Raw genomic sequence first — 23,298 nt, forward strand, 5'->3', positions numbered from 1 at the left:
CCTCATGATCGTCGGGCATCGGCTGGTTGCCGGCCAGCGGCCGGCACTACCGGCAATGCGCCATCACGTGCGCGATGTCATCAGCGGAATCTACAATAGGCGGTCTTTCTTTCCCGGACCGCCCATGAAACTGCCTGCCACCTGGCTGTGCTGCCTGTTGCTGACCTCGCCGGCCTGGGCCGCGGATACCGTGGTCAGCGGCAAGGTCTACCTGGAGCGCGACGGCAAACCCGGGCGCGGTGCGACCGATCCGGGTCTGGCCGGGGTGCAGGTTTCCAACGGCGAGACCATCGTCAAGACCGCCGCCGACGGCAGCTACAGCCTGCCAGTGCGCGACGGCCAGACCGTATTTGTGATCAAGCCTGATGCGTACGCCTTCCCGAAGGCCACCGACGGCCTGCCTTCGTTCTGGCGCCACTACCGCCCGAACGGTTCACCGGCACTGAAGTACGGTGGCATCGCCGCGACCAGCGACGTCACCCGCAACTGGGATTTCGCCCTGCAGTCGGATCGCCATGACAGCCGCCGTGGTTTCCAGATGCTGGTGTTCACCGATTCGCAGACCGCCAGCCTGAAGGACATCGGCTACTACCAGCAGTCGATCGTGGCGCCGCTGGTTGGCCAGACCAGGGCGCGCATGGGCACCACCCTGGGCGACATCGTCAACGACGACCTGGCCCTGTACCCGGCGATCAACAAGGTCACTACCCAGCTTGGCGTGCCGTGGTTCCACGTGCCGGGCAACCACGACCTCGACTTCGATGCGGCCAGCGATGAGCATTCGCTGGACAGCTGGCGCAACATCTACGGCCCGGACACCTACGCGGTGGAAGAGGGTGGCGCCAGCTTCGTGTTCCTGGACGACGTGGTCTACGACCCCAAGGCCAAGCCGAAATACATCGGCGGCCTGCGCGAAGACCAGTTCGCTTTCCTCGCCAGCTACCTGAAGGGCCTGCACAAGGATCGCCTGCTGGTGCTGGGCATGCACATCCCGCTGTTCGACGCCGCGCCGGGGCGCGAGACCTTCCGCCACGCCGACCGCCAGCGCCTGTTCGACCTGCTCAAGGACTTCCGCAACGTGCTGGTGCTCAGCGGCCACAGCCACACCCAGCAGCACGTCTACCACGGCAAGGCCGAGGGCTGGAACGGCGACAAGCCGCTGCACGAATACAACGTCGGTGCCAACTGCGGTGCGTTCTGGTCGGGCGTCAAGAACGCCGCCGGCGTGCCGGACAGCACCATGAGCGATGGCACGCCGAAGGGCTATGCGCTGCTCGATGTGGCCGGCAACGGCAGCTACAAGCTGCAGTACCGCGTGGCCGGCCAGCCGGCCAGCGAGCAGATCGGCCTGCATGCACCCAAGGTGCTGCGCCAGGGCGCCTACCCGGCCTGGGGCATCTATGCCAACGTCTACATGGGTGAGGACGCCAGCGTGGTCGAGTACCGCGTGGATGGCGGCGCGTGGCAGCCGATGAAACAGGTCAGCCAGCCCGATCCGCGCCTGATGGTGGAGAACGTGGCCGACGATCTTGCCAACAACCTGCGCGGTTACGACCGTTCGCCGGAGGCCACCGCGTCGCCGCACCTGTGGCGGGGCGCGCTGCCGACCGACCTGGCAACAGGCAGCCACAAGGTCGAAGTACGCTCCACCCAGCCTGATGGTGCAGTGTTCACCGCCACCATCAGCTACAGCCTGCAGACTGCCCAGCCCTGATCCAGGGCGCCGCTGCCCAACGCGAAAGGACCCCGCATGGATATCCGCTTCATGGCCGGCACCACGCCGGTGACGCTCAGCCGCCACTGGTTCACCGGCGCGATGCTGCTGCAGAGTGCCACCGAGAAGGTCTGGGTGCAGCACCCGCTGCATCCGGGCACCCACTTCTCGTTCTCGCTGGTACAGTCGTGGCTGCGTCACATCGCCGGCCACGAAGTGCTGGTCGAGCGCACCCGGCCGCTGTTGTTCGCCGGCTTCCGCCCGCAGCGCCTGCGCGTGCTGGTGGATGGCGTGCAGGTGGCCGAACAGGAAGGCATGTAGGCCAACCTGAACCATCGGCGCGCTAGGCAAAGCCGCCCCGATGCCTGAGAATCGGGGCGATTCAATCGATCCAAGCAGGCCAGCGTGACCATCGCAGCAGCGTCCCCGGTTTCCTCCGACTCCGCCCGCGGCGGTCTTCCGCGCCATCTGGTCGTTGCCGATGTCGGCGGCACCTTCGCCCGCCTGGCCTTGGCTGAGACGCAGCCCGGGCAGGCGCCCAGTCTGGGCAGCCATCGCACCTATGCCTGCGCCGAGCATCCCAGCCTGGCCGCGATCCTGGCCGATTTCACCAGTGGCCTCGGCCAGCCGGTGCAGACCGCGGTGGTCGCCATCGCCGGCCTGCTCGATGGCGATGTGCTGATCAACTCGAACCTGCCGTGGACAGTCTCGCTGTCGACCACGCGCGAACAGTCCGGCCTGCGCGAACTGCAGCTGATCAATGATTTCGAAGCGGTGGCGCTGGCCATCCCGTTCCTGCAGCCGGAAACCCTGGTGCCACTGAACGGCGACGCCGATCCGGCGCAGGCCTTCCCGGCGCTGGTGCTGGGTGCCGGTACCGGCCTGGGTGCCGCGCTGCGTTTCGCCGATGGCGAGCGCCCGGTGCTGGCCAGCGAGATCGGCCATGCCGCGCTCGGCGCCGGCAACGCGCTGGAACTGGAGGTGCTGGGCAAACTGCTGCAGCGCTGGGCGCACGTGGACAACGAGCGAGTGCTGTCCGGCAGCGGCCTGATGAACCTGTATCCGTGCCTGTGCGAACTGCGCGGCGTCACCCCGGTGTGGACCAGCACCGAGGCACTGATCGGCGCCGCGCGCAGTGGCGAGGACGCGCTGGCGGTGGAGACGCTGCATGTCTTCTGTGCCTGGCTGGGCAGCCTGGCCGGCGACGCGGCGATCGCCGTCGGCGCGCGCTCGGTATACCTGGCCGGTGGCATTTCCGCGCATGTGCAGGATTTCCTGGCCGATGGCCGCTTCCGTGAGCGCTTCCTCAACAAGGGCGTGCTGACCGAGGTGCTGCGGCAGGTGCCGGTGTGGCGCGTGGAGCACGGCCAGCTGGGCGTGCTCGGTGCAGCGGTCTGGCATGCCGCACGGCAGCCTACGCACGACTGATCGGCAGGGCCGGCATCGGGCCGGCCATGCATTGCAGACTGGGAGGGGAAGATGGTGGATCGCAGGCAGTTCCTGCAGGCCGGTGCACTGGCCGCAGGCATGGCGGCATTGCCGGGCGTGCAGGCGCGCACGCAGGGTGGGGCCAAGGTGGTTTCGACCTGGGACTTCGGCGTACCGGCCAACCAGGCCGCATGGAAGGTACTGGCGCAGGGCGGCAGCGCGCTGGATGCGGTGGAAGCGGGCGCACGCTGGGCCGAGAGCGAGCTGTGCAACCCCACCGTCGGCCATTGCGGCAACCCGGATCGCGACGGCGTGCTGAGCCTGGACGCGAGCATCATGGACGGCGATGGCCGCTGTGGCGCGGTGGCGGCGCTGGTCGACATCCTGCATCCGGTGTCGGTGGCCCGCAAAGTGATGGAGAACAGCCCGCACGTGCTGCTGGTGGGCGAGGGCGCGCAGCAGTTCGCGGTGCAGCAGGGTTTCGAGCGCAAGCACCTGCTGACGCCGCAGGCCGAAGCGGCCTGGCGCGAGTGGCTGAAGACCGAGAAGTACCAGCCGCAGATCAATGCCGAGCGCCGTGGCATTCCCGGCAACAGCGACAACCACGACACCATCGGCATGCTGGCACTGGATGCCAATGGCCATCTGGCCGGTGCCTGCACCACCAGCGGCATGGCCTGGAAACTGCACGGTCGCGTTGGCGACAGTCCGATCATCGGTGCCGGCCTGTACGTCGACAACGACGTGGGCGCGGCCACTGCTTCGGGCGTGGGTGAAGAGATGATCCGCAACGCCGCCTCGTTCCTGGTGGTCGAGCTGATGCGCCAGGGGCGCTCGCCGGCGCAGGCCTGCCGCGAAGCGATCGACCGCGTGGTGCGCAAGCGCCCGGAAGCGAGCAAGACACTGCAGGTCTGCTTCCTGGCCATGAACAAGCAGGGCGAGGTCGGCGCTTACGCGCTGCATCGCGGCTTTGTCTACGCGGTCTGCGATGGGCAGCGCCAGGATGACCTGCGCGATTCGCCGTCGATCTACACGAGCACCCAGGCGTGAGCACGCGGCGGACCCTGGAGATCGCCAGCAACTCGCTGGCCTCGGCGCTGGCCGCACAGGCCGGCGGCGCCGATCGTATCGAGCTGTTCGACAACCTGGCCGAGGGCGGCACCACGCCGTCGTTCGCCAGCATCGCGATGGCCCGCGAACGCCTGTCGATTCCGCTGTTCGTGCTGGTGCGGCCGCGCCCGGGTGACTTCCACTACGACGCGCTGGAAACCGAACTGATGCTGCGTGACATCGCGCAGTGCCGCGCGCTGGGCTGCGATGGCGTGGTGATCGGTGCGCTGGATGTGCAGGGCGGCATCGATCTGGCGCTGTGCCGCGAGCTGGTGCAGGCTGCCGGGCCGCTGCAGGTGACCTTCCACCGTGCCTTCGATGCCGCCCGCGATCTGCCGGTCGCGCTGGAGCAGGTGATCGGGCTGGGTTGCCAGCGCGTGCTGACCTCGGGCGGCGAGGTCAGCGCCGAGGCCGGTGCCGATGTGCTGGCAGGCCTCGTTACCCAGGCAGCGGGCCGCATTACGGTGATGGCGGGTGCCGGATTGGCACCGGGCAACATCGCTACCGTGGCAAGGCAGACCGGCTGCACCGAACTGCACGCCTCGGCCAAGGGCCTGCGCCGCTCGGCCATGCAGTTCCAGAACCCGGCGCTGCGCGGACTGGACCCGGACTGGAGCCAGACCGCAACCGCCACCGTAGCCGCGCTGCGGCAGGCGCTGGACGCCTGATCGCAAGCCGGGGGTCGGATCCCTTCGCAGAAGGGCTCTGACCCCATCTGGATGCGCACGCGTCGACGCAATCGGGTCAGAGCCCCTCTGCGAGGGGATCCGACCCCGGATGCAGGCACTCGACGGACAAAACCGTTCCGCGCGCGTCTGTCGCAATCGTGTCATCACTTCGTGCACCGTTCTCTCCGCGATGTTTCGCAACCCTTTGATTGTTCTGGATACCTGCAGCCGTTAGCGACATTCCGCAGGCTGTTGCTGCGTCGCCGCATGCCCGGCGCGGTTCAGCTGTGCTTTAGTTTGGATCGATCCACAGGGGAGGGCGCCATATCGGTCTTGAACCGATCCAGGTGCCCGGATCAGCCGTAGTGCAGCGCCACCACCCGTCCGTGCGTCCACACTTTCGAAGAGCAACCACCCATGGCTCAGATCGTTCGCAAGCGTCGTCACCTGCTGTCCCAGGCCCTGGTCCTGGCCCTGTTGCCCCTGGCGGCCAGTGCGCAGGAGGCCGCCAGTTCGTCTACCAAGGATCTCGACGCGGTCACCGTCACCGGTTCGCGCATCAAGCGCGCCAGCGTTGAAGGCCCGGCGCCGGTCAACGTGATCACCGCCGCGCAGATCCAGAAGGAAGGCTTCGTCAGCGTGTACGACGCGCTGAAGACGCTCACTGAAGCCACCGGCACCGTTGAAGCCGCCTCGCAGTGGGGGTCGCATACGCCCAATGCCAGCGGCCTGAACCTGCGCGGGATGGGCCCGAACCGCTCGCTGCTGCTGGTCAACGGTCGCCGTGTAGCCGACTATCCGCTGCCCTACGGCGGCGAAACCAACTTCTCCAACTACGGCAACATTCCCGCTGCCGCAGTCGAGCGCATCGAAGTACTGACCGGTGGCGCCTCGGCCATCTATGGTTCCGATGCGATCGCGGGCGTGGTCAACGTCATCCTGAAGACCAACTATGACGGCGACGAAGTACGCGTGCGCGGTGGTACCTCCACCGAAGGCGGCCGCGATACCTGGGATCTGTCCTGGGCCGGCGGCAAGACCGGCGACAACTGGAGCGTGACCTACGCGCTGCAGTACACAAAGCGCGATCCGCTGTTCGGCCGTGACCGCCCGCAGATGGACGATGCCGATGATGCGCCGTACCCGTCCTGGAACATGGAACAACGCAAGGTCGGCTTCCGTCCCACTGCCGGCCTGGCGCTGATCGATCCGACCACCGGCCAGCGCCTGACGCCGCCCACCGGCACCTGCGAGAAGTTCGACGGGGAGTACTACACCGCCGATCGCCTGGTCTACAACTACGCCGCCAACACCATCACCAACACCGGTCGCCTGTGCGGCATGAGCGCCGATTACGCCAACTGGCTGCTCACCGGCGGTGCCGAGAACGTGTCCGGCAATCTGTATGCCACCTTCGATTTCAGCAACGACCTGCAGGCCTGGACCAACCTGGCGGTGTACCGCTCCGAGGCGATCTGGGGCACCAATCCGCCCAGCGTGTCGCTGATCGACGATGACAACGGCTACTACTGGGATGCCAACCGCAACCGCCCGATCCTCGGCGTGCGCCAGTTCACTCCGAACGAGGTGGGTGGCCTGGATACGCTGCGCAACACCAACCGTGAACTGTCCTGGGACTGGAGCGCGGGCCTGCGTGGACGCCTGGCCGATCGCTTCGACTGGAGCGCCACGGTGGGGCGTTCCTATTACCGCGTGGAAGAACGGCAGAACGTGGTCGACAAGCAGAAGTCGTACGACTATTTCCTCGGCCCGAAGCTGGGCACTACCGCCGACGGCGAGGCGATCTATGCGTTGAACGAATCGCGCTGGTGGAACCCGCTGACGCCGGACCAGTACTGGCAGATGGGCACCGTGGCGAAGAACCGTGCGTCCTCATGGGTCAATCAGGCTTCGGCGGACATCACCGGCGAGTTGTTCCAGGGCTGGGCCGGCCCCATCTCGTTCGCGGCGGTGGCCGAAGTCGCGCAGCAGGGCTACCACCTCAATCCGGATCCGCGCGCCGGCATCGACTTCGACCTGCAGAACGTCGATCGCGGTGGCGGCGAGCGCACCCGCTATTCGGCCGGTGTCGAGTTCAAGATTCCGCTGCTGGAAAGCGTGACCGCCACTGCGGCCGCGCGCTATGACCGCTATGGCAGCTACAAGGCTGACAACAGCGGCGAAGCGCTGGACATCGGCAGCCAGAAGGAGACCACCTGGAACGTCGGTCTGGAATGGCGCCCGGCGGAGTCGCTGCTGGTGCGTGGCTCCTATGCCACCAGCTTCCATGCGCCGGACATGCACTATCTGCTCGGTCAACCGAGCAGCTCCGAAGTGCAGACCTATGACCGCCTGCGCTGCATCCAGAGCGGTGCCTACCTGGTCAACAACTGTGGCGTGGGCAACACCGATGTCTGGTACACCTTCGACGTGAACCGGCGTGGCACGCCGTTGCTGCGTTCGGAAACCGGCGATTCGTGGACGGTCGGTTTCGTCTGGGACGTGATGCCGAACTTGTCGGTCAGTGCCGACTACTGGGCGATCAAACTGGAAGACATGATCGTCGACGTTGGCGCCGACGAGGTACTGGCCAGCGAAGCGGGCTGCCTGACCGGCAAGAACATGGACGGTACGCCGTGGGCCAATCCGGCCGGTGGCGAGTACTGCGCCGGCATCCTGGCCCGCGTGAACCGTGACAGCAACGGTCGCCTGGTATCGATCGAGCGCGGCCCCTTCAACCTGGCCAGCCGCGAAGTGCGCGGCATCGACCTGACCGCGCGCTATCGCCTGGAAACCGCGCAGTGGGGCAGCTTCCAGCTCGGCCTGAACTACACCAACCAGATCTCGACCAAGGAACAGCGTTACGCCAACGACCCGAACCCGGAGCGTCGTGACCGCGACCTGCGCAGCAAGCTGCGCGCGAGCCTGGCCTGGCAGCGTGGCAACTGGAATGCCAACGTCTATGCCGATCGCATCGGTTCGGTGCCGGGCGTGCGCTACCACTGGGGCACCGATCGCCTGAACAATCCTGGCGGCTGCCTGCCGTTCGCCGATGGTTACGTGCCCAGCGACAGCCCGTCGCTCAACTGCCTGGAGCCGGCGACGCGTCCGGACGGCTCGCCGAATCCGAATCCCAACGCCGGCCAGCAGACGGCGCGCTACTACGGGCGGGTCGGGCCGTTCATCACCTGGAACTTCAACGTGGGCTACCAGGTGACCGAGCACGCCAAGGTCAATGTCTACGTCAACAACGCGTTCAACTCGGCCAGCTGGAACCACAAGGACCCGTACAAGCTGGACTACGATTTCGCTCCGACCCGCCTGCTCGGCGCGGTTGGCCGCGAGTTCGCGCTGGAATACGTGTTCACCTTCTGAGGTGGACGGCGGGGGCGTCGGGCCTTGATCCGCAAGGCGCCCCCGTCCGCCCGGTAGATCCACGCCATGCGTGGATGAACCCCTTCATGAACCCCGGGGTGGCTGGATTTGACCTTCCCACGATGGCAAGGTTTAGCCTGTCCGCATCCAGAAGGAACCCCGGGAATCCGATCATGAGCACGCCCCGCGCCACTGCAGTCCCCGCAAGCCCGTCCACCATCAGCCTGCCCATCGAGGGCATGACCTGCGCCAGCTGCGTCGGCCGTGTCGAAGCGGCGCTGTCCAAGGTCGAAGGTGTGGGCAGTGTTTCGGTCAATCTGGCCACCGAGCGCGCGGATATCCGCCCGTCCGGTCCGGTCGATCGCGCCGCGCTGATCCAGGCGGTGGAGCGGGTGGGCTATGACGTGCCGGCCGGCACCATCGAGCTGGCAGTGGAAGGCATGACCTGTGCCTCCTGCGTCGGCCGCGTCGAACGCGCGCTGCTGGCGGTACCGGGCGTCAGCCAGGCCAGCGTCAACCTGGCCACCGAACGCGCCACGGTGCGCGGCGTGGCCGCTGTGGATGCGCTGGTAGCGGCCATCGACAAGGTCGGTTATGCCGCCCGTGCCATCGAAGCAGGCGTTCAGTCCGATGACGAAGCGGCGGAAAAGAAGGATGCCGAGCGCGCCGAACTGAAACGTGACCTGATCGTGGCCACCGCACTTGCACTGCCGGTGTTCGTGCTGGAAATGGGTTCGCACCTGATTCCCGGCATGCACGAATGGGTGATGGCCACCCTCGGCATGCAGACCAGCTGGTACCTGCAGTTCGTACTGACCCTGCTGGTGCTGGCCATTCCCGGCCGCCGTTTCTACCAGAAGGGTTTCCCGGCACTGCTGCGGCTGGCACCGGACATGAACTCGCTGGTGGCGGTGGGTACCGCCGCAGCGTTCGGTTACTCGGTGGTGGCGACCTTTGCACCGCGGTTGCTGCCGCCGGGCACGGTGAACGTCTACTACGAAGCAGCGGCAGTGATCGTCGCGCTGATCCTGCTCGGCCGCTTCCTTGAGGCGCGCGCGAAGGGCCGTACCTCCGAGGCGATCAAGCGCCTGGTCAACCTGCAGGCCAAGGTCGCGCATGTGATCCGTGACGGCCGCACGATCGAGATCCCGGTCAACGAGGTTCTGAGCGGCGATGTGGTGGAAGTGCGCCCGGGCGAGCGCGTGCCGGTCGATGGCGAGGTGATCGAGGGCCGCAGCTACATCGACGAGTCGATGATCAGTGGCGAACCGATTCCGGTCGAGAAGCAGCCGGGCAGCAGCGTGGTCGGCGGCACGGTCAACCAGAAAGGTGCATTGACCGTGCGTGCCACGGCGGTGGGCGCGCAGACCATGCTGGCGCAGATCATCCGCATGGTCGAACAGGCACAGGGCTCGAAGCTGCCGATCCAGGCGGTGGTCGACAAGGTCACCCTGTGGTTCGTGCCGGCGGTGATGCTGGCCGCACTGGCGACCTTCGCGGTCTGGTTGATCTTCGGCCCATCGCCGGCGCTGAGCTTCGCGCTGGTCAATGCGGTGGCGGTACTGATCATCGCCTGCCCGTGTGCAATGGGTCTGGCCACGCCGACGTCGATCATGGTCGGTACCGGCCGTGGCGCCGAAATGGGCGTGCTGTTCCGCAAGGGTGAAGCACTGCAGTTGCTGAAGGACGCGCAGGTGGTGGCGGTGGACAAGACCGGCACGCTGACCGAAGGCCGCCCGCGCCTGACCGACCTAGAGATCGCCGACGGCTTTGATCGCGCCACAGTGCTGGCCGCCGTCGCCACCGTGGAATCACGTTCGGAGCATCCGATCGCCCGCGCCATTGTCGATGCAGCCACCGAGCAGGGCCTCGCGCTGCCGTCGATGATTGATTTCGAGTCGGTCACCGGCATGGGCGTACGCGCCAGCGTGGAGGGTGCGCGTGTGGAGGTCGGTGCTGATCGCTTCATGCGCGACCTGGGCGTGGATATCACCGCATTTGCGGCGCTGGCGGCCGAACTCGGCGCGCAGGGCAAGTCGCCGTTGTACGCGGCCATCGATGGACGCCTGGCAGCGATCATCGCAGTATCCGATCCGATCAAGCCGAGCACGCCGGCCGCGATCGCGGCACTGCACCAGCTCGGCCTGAAGGTGGCGATGATCACCGGTGACAATGCCGGCACCGCGCAGGCGATCGCACGCCAGCTCGGTATCGATGAAGTCGTGGCCGAGGTGCTGCCGGAAGGCAAGGTCGAAGCGGTGCGCCGTTTGAAGGCCACCCATGGCCATGTCGCCTTCGTTGGTGACGGCATCAACGATGCGCCGGCACTGGCCGAAGCCGATGTCGGCCTGGCGATCGGTACCGGCACCGATATCGCGGTGGAGTCGGCCGATGTGGTGCTGATGTCGGGCAACCTGCAGGGCGTGCCGAATGCCATCGCACTGTCGAAGGCAACGCTGGGCAACATCCGGCAGAACCTGTTCTGGGCCTTCGCCTACAACACCGCATTGATTCCGGTGGCGGCCGGCGTGCTGTACCCGGTATGGGGTGTGCTGCTGTCGCCGGTGTTCGCCGCCGGTGCGATGGCACTGTCCAGCGTGTTCGTGCTGGGCAACGCACTGCGCCTGCGCCGCTTCCAGCCGCCGATGGCGGATGCCCCCGCTGCGAGCCACTGAAGGAGAACCGCATGAACATCGGTGAAGCCGCCAAGGCGTCCAGCGTTTCGGCGAAGATGATCCGCTACTACGAACAGATCGGCCTGATTCCTGCGGCCGATCGCACCGAGTCCGGCTACCGGGCATATTCGCAGGCGGACATCCACCGCCTGCGCTTCATTCGGCGGGCGCGCGATCTTGGCTTCCAGGTGGCCGAGATCACCGATCTGCTCGGCCTGTGGAACGACACCTCGCGGCACAGTGCCGACGTCAAGCAACTTGCCGAACAGCACATCGCCGACCTGGAGCAGCGTATCGAAAGCATGCGGCAGATGGCCGACACGCTGAAGTCGTTGATCAGCTGCTGTGCGGGCGATGAGCGCCCGGAATGCCCGATCCTGCAGCGGCTGGGCGAAGACGAAGAGACCTTGGCACCGCCGGAGACCGCGAAGACCGGTGCAGTACGGCGCCGCACGCACAAGCACTGACCTGGCGTTGCATGCATGAAAAAACCCGCCCGGTGCAGCTGCACCGGGCGGGTTTTTCGTTGCAGGCGCAGGGCAGGGAATCAGGCCGTGCGCGGCGGGAAGCCTGCATCGGTCAGCGCCGCCACGATCTGCGCTTCGCTGGCCGAGGTCTGCACCTGCACGCGACGGCTGGCCGGATCTGCCTGCACGCTGGCCTGCGGATCGACCAGCTCGATCGCCTTGGTCACGCTGCGCGCGCAGCCGCCGCAGGTCATGCCTTCAACATGGAATTCCATCTGTAGCTCCTTCGGTGCTCTTGGGATGGAGCCAGTGTGCACCTTCCAACGATGGCAGGGTCAAGCGCCGGGCTGAACGACAGGCAAGGCGCCGACAAAAAACGGCAGCCACCTGTACCAGCGTGGCTGCCGTGGAGGAACGTCCCCGCCAGGGCGGGGCGTGGGCTGCGCCGGGCGGGCCCGGGCAACCCGTGGTGCCTCAGAACTTCCAGGTAGCGCCGAAGTACAGCTGGCGGCCTGCATAGGTATTGGAGATCAGGCGTGCCTTGGTGTCGCTGCCCAGGTGCACGCGCTGCTCGGACTTGGTGGCATTGATCACCGAGGCGGTCAGGGTCCAGTCCGGGGTCAGGTTGTAGGCCACGTTCAGATCCAGCTGGTCATACGGCTCGGTGTAAATGGTGAGGCCGTTGTTGAGTCCACCGACCACCTGGCCGCGACGGTTGAACGAGGCGCGCGCGAGGAACTTCTCGTTCTCGTAGAAGACCGTCACGTTGGCCTGGTTCTTGGCGCTGCCGACCAGCGGCGAGGAGCCGATTTCCTGCCCGTCCAGAACAATCGAGGCCAGGTTGGTGTCGTTGTAGGTGTAGTTGGCCTGCACGCCGAAGCCGAAATCGAAGGTGTACTGGCCATACAGCTCGACGCCCTGCGAGACACCATCGCGGCCATTGGCCTGGGTCTGGTAGCGCTGCACGTTCACCGCTTCACCGTTGATGACCATCGGCGTGTCGCGCACCACCGGCAGGGTGAAGTTGTCCACGTTCTTGCGGAACAGGCCGACGCCGGCGACCGCGCCCGGCTGGAAGTACCACTCCAGGCCCAGGTCGAACTGGGTGGCCTTGAACGGTTCCAGCTGCTTGTTGCTGCCCTGGCCGACCCAGCCTGCGGTCGATGCGCCACCGGCAACGCGGCGATCATTGACGTACTCCTCGCTGTAGTAGCTCAGTGCGCCCGGTGCTGCGATGTCGGTGTAGCCAGGGCGGGCGATCACCTTCGATGCGGCACCACGCAGCACCAGCGTGTCGGTGATGTCCCAGGCGATATTGAAACTCGGCAGTACGTCGGTGTAGGTACGATCCACGCCGATCAGGCTGTAGGTCTTGCTCTGCGCCAGATCGTACGGCAGGCGCAAGAAGCCGCTCTCGCAGCTGTAGGTCGGGTAGGCCGCAGCGGCCGGATCGGTGCACGCCATCGGTGCGCCCGACGCGTTGTCCAGGAAGTAGTCGTTGAACTTCTCGATCGAGTCGGAGGACTGCGCGAACTGCTTGGTGCGCACCACGCGCACGCCGACATTGCCGCGCACGCGTTCGGTGCGGAAGTTGGCCTGGAAGTAGCCCGAGTAGATCTTCTCGTTGACGTTGTAGACGAAGTCTTCCTCGGTACGGTTGTGCGAACCGCCGTAGGTCTTGTTCAGGTAGTCGATGTAGGCCGGGTAGTTGATGCCCGGGAACACATTGGCGTTGAAGCCGCCGGCAATGTTGCTGATCGGGTTGGACAGGAAGAAGCCCGGTTGCGCATCACCGGCGGTCGGGTCGCAGCCCGCCTGGTAGCGGCCGTCCTTATAGTCGGCAGGATCGCGGCCCTGACAGGTCCAGTAGGTGTTGCCGGTATTGCGATGGACCTTGCCGTCACGGTATTTGGCGCCGAACTGGATCGAGTCCAGCCAGCCGGACTCGAACAGCTTGGTCACGTCAGCCTGGAAGTAGTTCTGCTTGACCTCGGTGCGCTTCCACGACGAATCGGTCGAGCCGGTATCGACTTCGGCGATGCCGTTCATCAGCTGCTGCTGCAGGTCGGGCGAGAAGGTGGCCGAGGGCGTGCCGGTCAGGTCCCAGGCGCTATACAGGTTGCCCGGCAGGTAGTCGTTGCCGACCTTGCGGCGCGGCTTGGCCGACATGCGGAAGTTCATCGACGGACCACCTTCGGACCAGGTGCGGCCACCGGTGAACGAGGCCTTCCACAGTGGGCTGATGTCCCAGTCGATGGTCAGGTCGGCAGTCTGCGAGAGCGCCTTTTCCTTGCTGTAGCCACCGGTCAGCTGCGGTGTCGGAACCGTGCAGTCGTCCGGGCCCCAACCGCCGGGCTTGAGGCCGGCGGCCTTGGCCTGGTCTTCGCTGCAGTAGTAGGTCTTTCCGGCCAGCTTTTCGAACTGGGCGCCGGTAACGGTGTTGCCGCTGGGATCGAAATCCAGGCCGTTGAGCAGGCGGCCACCGGCCCAGTTTCCGTCGCCGTTGAAGCGGGCCATGCTCCATTCCGGAATCTTCAGCATGTTCTGGGTGTAGTCACCCTGCAGCTCGAAGCGGAAGTAGTTGGCCGTCATCGTGACGTTGTCGACGGGCTTGAACTGGAAGGTCAGCTGGCCGCCCTTGCGCTCGCGCTTTTCTTCCTTCACCGCGAAGTTGACCGACGTCGGCATGAAGAAATCGCTGTAGTTGCCGCCGGTCTGGTTGTTGAAGCCGGACCTGCCCCACCAGTAGTGGATGCCATCCTGCGCCTGTACGTTGCCATAGGCATCGCGCGCCTTGCCGGCGCCATACCACTGGTAGTCCTCGGTGCTGGCTTCCATGGTGCGGGTGGTGCGCTTCTGCTGGGTCACGCCGACCAGCACGCCGAAACGCTCGTCCTTGCTGTGCCACGAATACAGCGCGGAGGCCTGCGGGTCGATATCGTGGTGGGTATCGGAGGAGGTGCCCTCGAGCGTGACGAAGCCCGAGTTGGATTCCATGTCCAGCGGGCGACGGGTGTGCAGGATGACCGTGCCGCCGATGCCGCCTTCATCGATGCGTGCTTCCGGCGACTTGAACAGCTCGGCGCTGGACAGCATGTTCGACGGCAGCAGGGTGTAGTTGAACGAACGGGTGGCTTCGTCGTTGGTTTCCGACGTGGCCACGTAGTTGCCGTTCAACTGGGTCAGGGTCAGGTCGGGTGCGAGGCCACGCACGCTGACGCTCTTGCCTTCGCCGCCACTGCGGGTGATGACCACGCCGGGCACGCGCTGCAGTGCGTCGGCCACGTTCTTGTCGGGGAACTTGCCGACGTCCTCGGCGGTGATCACTTCGACCACGGCGTTGGCGTCGCGCTTCTGCTCAAGGCTCTTTTCAATGGCGTAGCGGTAGCCGGTGACCTGGACACTGTCCAGGTTGGTGGCGTCCTGCGAGCCGGTGGAAGCGGCCTGCTGCGCGGCGGCGCCGGCCGGAATGACGGCGGCGACCAGGGCCAGCGCGATGGCCAGTGACAAGGCGTCCTGGCCGTGCGTACGTGTTGAATGCTTCATTCCCATCTCTCCCTCTCTCCTGGATTGATCCGGTGACGTGGCACGGACAACTTGAATCGATCTAATTTGAAGTGACATTGTCGCTATTGCCATGCAGTGGCAGTAGCACCGTGCGCGTGGCCTGGTACGTCCTGTTGCTGCTCCCCCAACTCCCGGCCATCGCAACGTCGTCTTGGATCGATCTAAGCGATGGGCGGGCGTTTTTTAGCATGGGTCGCCCGCGGGCGCATGCTGCTCCGCAATATGGTACTGGCGTGGCGAAGGCATGACGGTTTGCTGAAATCAGTGAAATCGTTTTCGTGCGCAGGGGAGGGTGGGTCGGCAGGGCTGCGCCCTGCACCTGCTTGACGCCAAAGCCAAAGCCAAAGCGGCTCTGGGTTGTCTGTGGTTTGGCGGGGCGGTGTCGGATTGCGGGGACGCCGTAAACCCGTCCATGGGGGCTTGGCCGCGGCATCCATGCCGCGGACACCCCGCAATCCGACACCGCCCCGCCTTCGACAGTTTCCCGGTGACGGTTGGATTGATCCTGGAACGACATGGGGTCGTGGGGTCAGATCCGTTTTCCTTTGGAAAACGGATCTGACCCCGATTGATTTCGTTATCTGTCAGAGATTGATCGACGCATGGCGTGGATCTACCGCAGATCGCGGAGATCTGTCGAAGGCGGGGTGGGTCCGGTTGCGGGGGCGTGAGCCGCATGGATGCGGCGACCGAGCCTACATGGACGTATTTACGGCGTCCCCCGCAACCGGACCCACCCCGCCATCCCACGGACAGCCGGCTTTTGCTGTTGTTTCGGCTTCGGCTTCGGCTTCGGCAGGTGCAGGGCGCAGCCCTGCCGAACACCCCCTCTCATGCTGCGCCGCAGAATGCATTCGGCTGAACCTGCATGCTCTACTTGAATCGATCTAAATCCGCGGTCTGGTGGGTCGGGCGTCATTCCAGGGGGAGCTCTGTGCCAGTCGAGGCGGGGCTCAGCGGAACGGTGCCGGATGGCCCCGGCCGCCTGCCTCCGCGTCATCGACTACAGGAACCCGACATGCGTCCAGTGCCGTCCGCTCCCGCCGTCCCAGTGTCCTCGCGCCCGCTGCTGCGCCTGGCCTGCCTGCTCGCACTGTCGTCAGTGCCGGTGCTGCTGCAGGCCGCGCCGGCTGCGCTGGAGCGCGAGGTCAACACCTTCATCGGCAGCAAGGACGACGGCAACACGTTCCCGGGCGCGTCGGCACCGTTCGGCCTGATCCAGGTCAGCCCGATCGGCAGCCACTATTCGGGCTGGCGCTACGACGACGAGAAGATCCGCGGTTTCGGCCACTCCTTCATCTCCGGCGCAGGTTGCTGGGAGCAGGGTGGCCAGGTGTCGGTGCTGCCGGTGACCGGTTCGATCGGTCCCGGCGGCGATTTCGATACCGGCAACGCGAAGAAGTTTGACCACAAGGCCTATGCCGCGTCGTACACGCATGACGGCGAGATCGGCCAGGCCGGCTATTACAAGGTGCGGCTGACCAGCTACGGCGGCATCGATGCCGAGACCACCGCGCGTACGCGTGCCGCGGCCGAGCGCTACACCTTCAGCCAGCGCAGTGGCGATGGCCACGTGCTGGTCAATGTCGGCCAGGCGAACGAGCGCCACTCGGTGATCGGCAGCGTGGTTGATGTGGTCGGCGACCGCGTGGTGGAAGGCAAGCTGGTCACCAAGAGTTTCTGTGGTGGCCATCAGTACACCACCTGGTTCCGCATCGAGTTCGACCGCCCGTTCAAGGCACACGGTACCTGGGGCGAAGGCGGTGGCCTGCCGGGTGCGCGCCACAGCATGGAAGGCGAGCAGAAGCCGAACGGCGCCTGGCTCAGCTTCGACCTGGCCAAGGGCCAGTCGGTGACGGCGGTCAGCGCGATCTCGCATGTGGACGCCGAAGGCGCGCGCATCAATCTGCGCGCAGACGGCATGCAGGGTGGGGCGCTGCTCGGTTTCGACCGCATGCGTGCGCTGTCCCAGCAGTCGTGGCGCGAGCAGCTGGGTCGGGTGCGTGTGCAGGGCGGTACGGCCGATGACCGCACCGTGTTCTACAGCGCGGCCTACCACGCGCTGCTGCAGCCGATGACCGGCAACGATGCCGACGGCCGCTACCGCGGCTATGACGATGGTATCCACCGCGCCGATGGCTGGACCTATTACGAGTACTTCTCGCTGTGGGATACCTACCGCGCGCAGAACCAGTGGCTGGCGCTGACCCGCCCGGACGTGGCGCGTGACATCGGCCGCACACTGCTGGCGATCGACGAGCAGGGCGGCTGGCTGCCGCGCTGGGGCTATGCCAATTTCGAGACCAACATCATGACCGGCGATCCGGTCACGCCGTTCATGGTCGACCTGTGGCGCTTCGGTGCGCTCAAGGGCCGTGAATCGCAGGCGTGGGATGCGCTGCGCCGCAACGCGTTCGGTACTCCTCCGCTGAACTCGCGGATGGCCGGCCGTTCCGGCAACCCGACCTACCTGGACAAGGGCTACGTGGTCTACGACCGCGCATTCCCATCCAAGGGCATGGACGTTGATCCGCACCACGGCGGTTCGGCCACGTTGGAATACGCGCTGGCCGACTGTGCGCTCTCGCAGATGGCCGATGGCCTGGGCCACGCGCAGGACGCGGCGACGCTGCGTGAGCGCGGCCGCAACTGGCGCAAGGTGTGGGACCCGCAGGTGCGCGACGCCGAAACCGGCTTCACCGGGTTCCCGCGCCCGCGTACCGAGGACGGCCAGTGGTACACGCCGGCCGATGGCCATTACAGCCCGCGCTCGCACCATGGTTTCCATGAGGGTACGGCGTGGCAGTACCAGTGGCTGGCGCAGCAGGACGTGCCGGGCCTGGTCGAAGCGATGGATGGCCGCGAACAGGCCGGCCGCCGCCTCGATGCGTTCTTCGCGATGGACGCGCTGCAGGCCGACCCGCTCAATGCCGCCCGCAAGGAGTGGGTGGTCGGGCCGTACAGCTACTACAACCAGTTCCGCTACAACCCGAACAACGAGCCGGACCTGCACTCGCCGTGGCTGTACACGCTGATCGGCCAGCCGTGGAAGACCGCCGCCGTGGTGCGTGCCGCGCAGCAGTTGTTCACCAATGCCCCGAATGGCGTGACCGGCAATGATGACCTCGGCACGATGTCGGCCTGGTACCTGTTCAGTGCCATCGGCGTGTATCCGGCGGTGCCGGGCAGCGGCCAGTTCCTGCTGCACACCCCGCGTTTCAGCAAGGTGGAAGTGGACGTGGGCAATGGCCGCACCCTGCGCATCGACGCGCCGGGTGCCGATGGCCGCCGCCTGCAGTACGTGCAGGGCGTGAAGGTCGATGGCCAGGTGCATGCGCCGGTGTGGCTGGACTGGAACCAGCTGCAGCAGGGCCCGCGCCTGCAGTTCGCGCTCGACGCGAAGGTGCCGGAGCAGGGTTGGGGTACGGCGGTGAAGGACCTGCCGGTGTCCTGGTGCGCGGCACCGGGCAGCCAGCTGCGCTGAGCCGGACTGTGCCGTTCGCGGTGACCCAGCGAACGGCACGGCACGACAGGGCCCTGATCCATTAGGCTTGAGCATCCAGCGGAGTCCGGGAAGACGATGAACGACAACGGCAGCAGTCCCAGCAAGCGCGCCGGCAAGGCGGTGACGGTGACCGACATCGCGCGTGCCATCGGCGTGTCACGGGCAACCGTGTCGCTGGTGCTGCGCGGCAGCCCGCTGGTCAACGTCGATACCCGCGCCAAGGTCGAGGCCGAGCTGCGTCGCCAGCGCTATGTCTACAACCGCGCGGCGGCCAACCTGCGCCGGCGGACCTCGTCGAGCATCGCGCTGGTGATCAACGATCTGTCCAACCCGTTCTTCGCCGAATTCGCGTCCGGCGTGGATGAGGCGCTGGGCGGACGCGGTTACGTGACCCTGCTCGGCAGTACCGGTGAATCGCCGGAGCGGCAGCAGGCGGTGCTTTCGACACTGATGGAACACACCCCGGCCGGCCTGATCCTGTCGCCGGCCGAGGGCAGCGATACCGCGCTGCTGCGGCAGGCGCTGGGCGCCAATGCCAACGTGCTGCTGTTCAACCGCGAACTGGAAGGGGCCGATTGGGACTTCCTGACCCTGGACAACCAGCACGGCGCCTATCTGGCCACGCGCCACCTGATTGAGCGCGGCCATCGCCAGATCGCCTTCTTCGGCGGCCACGCTGCATCGAGCTCGTGCCACCAGCGCCGTGCCGGTTTCCAGCAGGCGCTGGCCGAGGCCGGTCTGTCGCTGCCGCCGGGCTGGATGATCGAGTCGGCACCGAACCGCCTGGAGGCCGCAGCGCGCACCGATGAGCTGTTTGCCGATGGCCATCGGCCGAGTGCAGCGGTCTGCTACAACGACACCGTCGCGCTGGGCCTGATGCTGGGCTTGAATTCGCGTGGCATCCGCCCGGGTGGCGACTTCGCCGTTACCGGTTTCGATGATATTTCCGAGGCGTCGGTCGCGGTGCCGCCGTTGACCACGCTCACTGCCGATCCGCGCGAGCGGGGCCGGCAAGCTGCCGCGCTGCTGCTGCAACGACTGGACGAACCGGATGCGCCGCCACGGCGCACGGTCGCGCCGGTGCAGCTGCGCATCCGCGAAAGCAGTGCCGCACGACCGAACTGATTCCTTCCATATACCCCTTCCACGCAACAACGACCTTCCGCGCATCGAGGCGCGTACCGCATGCCGATCTCCGCAACGCCCCGTCCATCGGGTTCTTCGGGCAACGCACCCGCCGTTACCAACGGCAAGGCGCTGGCTGTCGTCACCACGATCTTCTTCATGTGGGGCTTCCTGACCTGCCTCAATGACATCCTGATCCCGCACCTGAAGGCGGTGTTCGAGCTGAACTACGCCAAGGCGATGCTGGTGCAGTTCACCTTCTTCGGCACCTATTTCCTGATGTCGCTGCCGGCGGGTCGGCTGGTGGCGGCGCTGGGTTACAAGAAGGGCATCGTGGCCGGCCTGGTGATCGCCGGCATCGGCGCGCTGGGCTTCTGGCCGGCGGCCGAGCTGCGCGTGTATGGCGCGTTCCTCGGCGCACTGTTCGTGCTGGCCACCGGCATCACCGTGCTGCAGGTCGCTGCCAACCCCTACGTTGCGCTGCTGGGCCCGGAGCAGACCAGCTCCAGCCGCCTGACCCTGGCGCAGGCGCTGAACTCGCTGGGCACGGCCATCGCGCCGATCTTCGGCGGCATGCTGATCCTGTCCAACACGGTCAAGAGTGCCGATGACATCGCGGCATTGCCGGCCGCCGAACAGCTGGCCTACCGTGCCGCCGAGGCGCAGGCCGTGCAGGGCCCGTACGTGGGCCTGGCGGTGGCGCTGGTGCTGCTGGCGCTGTTCGTCTTTCTGTTCCGCCTGCCGGCGCTGAGCGACGCCACCGAGCAGGCGGACCAGGGCCATCACCACAGTTACCTGGACGCGCTGCGCAAGCGCCACCTGCTGCTGGGCGTGCTGGGCATCTTCTTCTACGTCGGCGCCGAAGTGTCGATCGGCAGCTTCCTGGTCAACTACCTGTCGATGCCGAACATCGGCGGCTTCAGCGAGCAGCAGGCCACGCATTACGTGTCGGCCTACTGGACGATGGCGATGATCGGCCGCTTCGCCGGTTCGGCGCTGCTGGCGCGCTTCTCGCCCAGCCGTCTGCTGGCGATCTTCGCGCTGGTCAACGTGGGGCTGCTGGTCACGACCATGCTGAGCTCCGGCAACGTCGCGCTGTACTCGGTGGTGGCGATCGGCCTGTTCAACTCGATCATGTTCCCGACCATCTTCGCGCTGAGCATCGAGCGCCTGGGCCCGCTGACCAACAAGGGCTCCAGCCTGCTGATCATGGCCATCGTCGGCGGTGCCGTGGTGCCGTACCTGCAGGGCGTGCTGGCCGACCACATCGGTGTGCAGGCCAGCTTCATCCTGCCGTTGCTGTGCTACGGCTACATCATTTTCTACGGACTGGTCGGCGCGCGTACGCCGGCCTCCGCAACGCAGGGAGGCTGAGTCCGGAATGGGTGCCATCGTTTGCTTCGGTGAAATTTTGATCGATCTACTAGCGCAGCCGCCGGCCTCGGCCGACACGCCGCGCGCGTTCCTGCAGTACGCCGGCGGTGCGCCGGCGAACGTCGCCGTAGCGGCAGCGCGGCTGGGTGCGAAGACCCAGTTCGTCGGCATGCTGGGCCGGGACATGTTCGGTGACTTCCTCGCCGACAGCCTGGTCGAGCACGGCGTGGGCACGGATTACATCGTGCGCACCGACGCGGCCAAGACCGCGCTGGCCTTCGTCGCGCTGGATGCCAGCGGCGAGCGCAGTTTCAGTTTCTACCGCCCGCCGGCGGCCGATCTGCTGTTCCGTGACAGCGACTTCCAGGCTGCGTGCCTCGACAGTGCGCAGTGCTTCCACGTGTGCTCCAACAGCCTGACCGAGCCGGCCATCGCCGAGGCGACCTTTGCCGGCATGGAGCGCGCCCGTGCCGCCGGTGCGGTGGTCAGCCTGGACCTCAACCTGCGCCCGGCTCTGTGGCCAGCCAACGAAGATCCGACGCCGCGCCTGTGGCAGGCGCTGGAGCGCGCCGACCTGGTCAAGCTGTCGCGCGAGGAGCTGGATTACCTGGCGGCACCGCTGGGTGCCGATGGCGAGTCAGTGGTGCTGAAGCGCCTTCTGGCCGCGCAGGCGCGCTGGGTAATCGTTACCGATGGTGCGGCCACGCTGCACTGGTACACGCGCGACAACCACGGCACGGTCACCAGCTTCCGCGTGGCCACCGTCGATACCACGGCCGCCGGCGATGCCTTCGTCGGTGGCGTGCTGGTCGGCCTGCTGGAGCGTGGTGGGGCGGGCGCAGGCTTTGCCGCGTTCTGCCAGGACCCGGAGGCGATCACCGCCACGCTGCGCTTCGGTGCCGCCGTGGGTGCGCTGGCTGTTACCCGCAAGGGCGCGTTCGCCGCGATGCCCTCGCTCGATGAAGTGCAGCAGCTGCTGCAGGCCCAGGACATTACCGCATGAGCACCTCACCCGATTTCCGTTCGCCCGCGTTCCTGCGCGCGCATATCGCCGACACGATGGCGTTCTACCACCCGCGCTGCATCGATCCGGACGGCGGTTTCTTCCACTACTTCCGTGATGACGGCAGCATCTACGATGCCAGCCACCGCCACCTGGTGAGCAGCACCCGCTTCGTCTTCAACTATGCGATGGCCTACCGCGAGTTCGGCAATGCCGAATACCGGGAGGCTGTCGAGCATGGCGTGCGCTATCTGCGCGAGGTGCACCGCAACCCGGCCACCGGCGGTTATGCCTGGACCCTGCGCGACGGCAAGGTCGAGGACGATATGAACCACTGCTACGGCGTGGCCTTCGTGCTGCTGGCCTACAGTTGCGCGCTGAAGGCGGGCATCGAGCAGGCGCGCGACTGGATGGACGAGACCTGGCAGCTGCTGGAAGCACGCTTCTGGGAGCCGCAGCACGGCCTGTACAAGGACGAGGCTGACGGCCAGTGGAACTTCACCGGCTACCGCGGCCAGAATGCCAACATGCACATGTGCGAAGCGATGCTGGCCGCGTTCGAGGCCAGTGGCGAGCAGCGCTATGTCGAGCGCGCGCTGCAGCTGGCCGACAACATGACCCGCCGCCAGGCCGCCAAGGCCGGTGGCCTGGTCTGGGAACATTACGATGTGAACTGGGAAATCGACTGGGACTACAACCTGGACGACCCCAAGCACCTGTTCCGCCCATGGGGCTTCCAGCCCGGCCACCAGACCGAGTGGGCCAAGCTGCTGCTGATCCTGGATCGCCACGTGCAGGCCGACTGGCTGGTGCCGACCGCACAGCACCTGTTCGACGTGGCCGTGGCGCGCAGCTGGGACGACGCGCGAGGCGGCCTGTACTACGGCTTCGCACCGGAATCGCGCCGGCAGCCGGGCATGGATGGCGCGCCGATCGGTGGCGACAGCTTCGTCTGCGACGACGACAAGTACTTCTGGGTGCAGGCCGAAACGCTGGCGACCGCCGCACTGATGGCCAAGCGCACCGGCGACGACCGCTACTGGCAGTGGTACGAGCGCATCTGGGCCTACTCGTGGGAGCACTTCGTCGATCACCAGTACGGTGCCTGGTTCCGCATCCTCGATGCCGACAACCGCAAGTACAGCGACGAGAAGAGCCCGGCCGGCAAGGTGGATTACCACACCATGGGCGCGTGCTACGAAGTGTTGAACGTGGTGCGTTGAGGCGCGTGTCGCCGTACGCATGATGAGCCGGAATCGGTAGCGCCGGGCCTCGCCCGGCGGAAAA

At 66.3% G+C, this 23,298-nt stretch carries 15 protein-coding genes; 13 read left to right on the plus strand and 2 right to left on the minus strand.

The annotated features are described in order from the left end of the window. Positions 1-124: 124 nt before the first annotated feature. The 8 genes from SriyCCGPB3_RS09635 (at position 125) to cueR (ending at position 11,437) form a co-directional block, all read left to right on the plus strand. Complete coding sequence (locus tag SriyCCGPB3_RS09635) at positions 125-1,714, plus strand: calcineurin-like phosphoesterase family protein (RefSeq protein WP_350260224.1); 1,590 nt, start codon at positions 125-127, stop codon at positions 1,712-1,714. A gap of 36 nt (positions 1,715-1,750) precedes the next feature. Then, entirely contained in the window at positions 1,751-2,035 is a 285-nt protein-coding gene (locus tag SriyCCGPB3_RS09640; RefSeq protein WP_005409434.1) for a hypothetical protein, read from the plus strand. Positions 2,036-2,119: 84 nt separating this feature from the next. Beyond that, the gene (locus SriyCCGPB3_RS09645) at positions 2,120-3,142 is read left to right on the plus strand and encodes a glucokinase (RefSeq protein ID WP_350260225.1); all 1,023 of its coding nucleotides are present in this window, start codon (positions 2,120-2,122) and stop codon (positions 3,140-3,142) included. Positions 3,143-3,193: 51 nt separating this feature from the next. Continuing rightward, entirely contained in the window at positions 3,194-4,192 is a 999-nt protein-coding gene (locus SriyCCGPB3_RS09650) for a N(4)-(beta-N-acetylglucosaminyl)-L-asparaginase (RefSeq protein ID WP_180847197.1), read from the plus strand. Further along, complete coding sequence (locus SriyCCGPB3_RS09655; RefSeq protein WP_180859266.1) at positions 4,189-4,920, plus strand: copper homeostasis protein CutC; 732 nt, start codon at positions 4,189-4,191, stop codon at positions 4,918-4,920. Before SriyCCGPB3_RS09650 ends, SriyCCGPB3_RS09655 begins: the two co-directional genes overlap by 4 nt. A 417-nt stretch (positions 4,921-5,337) precedes the next feature. Next, on the plus strand, positions 5,338-8,295 hold the full coding sequence (locus SriyCCGPB3_RS09660; RefSeq protein ID WP_350260226.1) for a TonB-dependent receptor plug domain-containing protein: 2,958 nt from the start codon (positions 5,338-5,340) through the stop codon (positions 8,293-8,295). Between the two features lie 173 nt (positions 8,296-8,468). Continuing rightward, positions 8,469-10,970 (plus strand): heavy metal translocating P-type ATPase, encoded by a 2,502-nt coding sequence (locus tag SriyCCGPB3_RS09665; RefSeq protein WP_180847194.1) that lies wholly within the window; start codon positions 8,469-8,471, stop codon positions 10,968-10,970. Between the two features lie 11 nt (positions 10,971-10,981). After that, entirely contained in the window at positions 10,982-11,437 is a 456-nt protein-coding gene (gene cueR / locus SriyCCGPB3_RS09670; RefSeq protein WP_125892811.1) for a Cu(I)-responsive transcriptional regulator, read from the plus strand. A gap of 80 nt (positions 11,438-11,517) precedes the next feature. Here the strand turns inward: cueR and SriyCCGPB3_RS09675 are convergent, their stop codons facing one another. Continuing rightward, the gene (locus tag SriyCCGPB3_RS09675; protein WP_021204511.1) at positions 11,518-11,712 is read right to left on the minus strand and encodes a heavy-metal-associated domain-containing protein; all 195 of its coding nucleotides are present in this window, start codon (positions 11,710-11,712) and stop codon (positions 11,518-11,520) included. 199 nt (positions 11,713-11,911) lie between these two features. Further along, positions 11,912-14,989 carry a TonB-dependent receptor gene (locus tag SriyCCGPB3_RS09680; RefSeq protein WP_350260227.1) on the minus strand — a complete coding sequence of 1,026 codons (3,078 nt, stop codon included), beginning with the start codon at positions 14,987-14,989 and terminating at the stop codon, positions 11,912-11,914. A 1,033-nt stretch (positions 14,990-16,022) separates the two neighbouring features. On the opposite strand from SriyCCGPB3_RS09680, the gene SriyCCGPB3_RS09685 reads away from it, so the two are divergent. The 5 genes from SriyCCGPB3_RS09685 (at position 16,023) to SriyCCGPB3_RS09705 (ending at position 23,234) form a co-directional block, all read left to right on the plus strand. Continuing rightward, positions 16,023-18,488 (plus strand): GH92 family glycosyl hydrolase, encoded by a 2,466-nt coding sequence (locus SriyCCGPB3_RS09685; RefSeq protein WP_350260228.1) that lies wholly within the window; start codon positions 16,023-16,025, stop codon positions 18,486-18,488. A 96-nt stretch (positions 18,489-18,584) separates the two neighbouring features. Continuing rightward, a complete protein-coding gene (locus SriyCCGPB3_RS09690; protein ID WP_014037023.1) occupies positions 18,585-19,634 on the plus strand; it encodes a LacI family DNA-binding transcriptional regulator in 1,050 nt (349 codons plus the stop codon). Between the two features lie 60 nt (positions 19,635-19,694). Continuing rightward, positions 19,695-21,008, plus strand: coding sequence for an L-fucose:H+ symporter permease (fucP, locus tag SriyCCGPB3_RS09695; RefSeq protein ID WP_071228226.1), 1,314 nt, complete (start codon positions 19,695-19,697; stop codon positions 21,006-21,008). Positions 21,009-21,015: 7 nt separating this feature from the next. Beyond that, the gene (locus SriyCCGPB3_RS09700; RefSeq protein WP_350260229.1) at positions 21,016-22,011 is read left to right on the plus strand and encodes a carbohydrate kinase family protein; all 996 of its coding nucleotides are present in this window, start codon (positions 21,016-21,018) and stop codon (positions 22,009-22,011) included. Beyond that, positions 22,008-23,234: an AGE family epimerase/isomerase gene (locus tag SriyCCGPB3_RS09705; RefSeq protein WP_153854913.1), complete on the plus strand. Its 1,227-nt coding sequence runs from the start codon at positions 22,008-22,010 to the stop codon at positions 23,232-23,234. The genes SriyCCGPB3_RS09700 and SriyCCGPB3_RS09705 overlap by 4 nt, the downstream gene beginning before the upstream one ends. Positions 23,235-23,298: the final 64 nt, after the last annotated feature.

This window comes from Stenotrophomonas riyadhensis (assembly GCF_040256885.1).
GTDB classification, from domain to species: Bacteria; Pseudomonadota; Gammaproteobacteria; order Xanthomonadales; family Xanthomonadaceae; genus Stenotrophomonas; species Stenotrophomonas riyadhensis.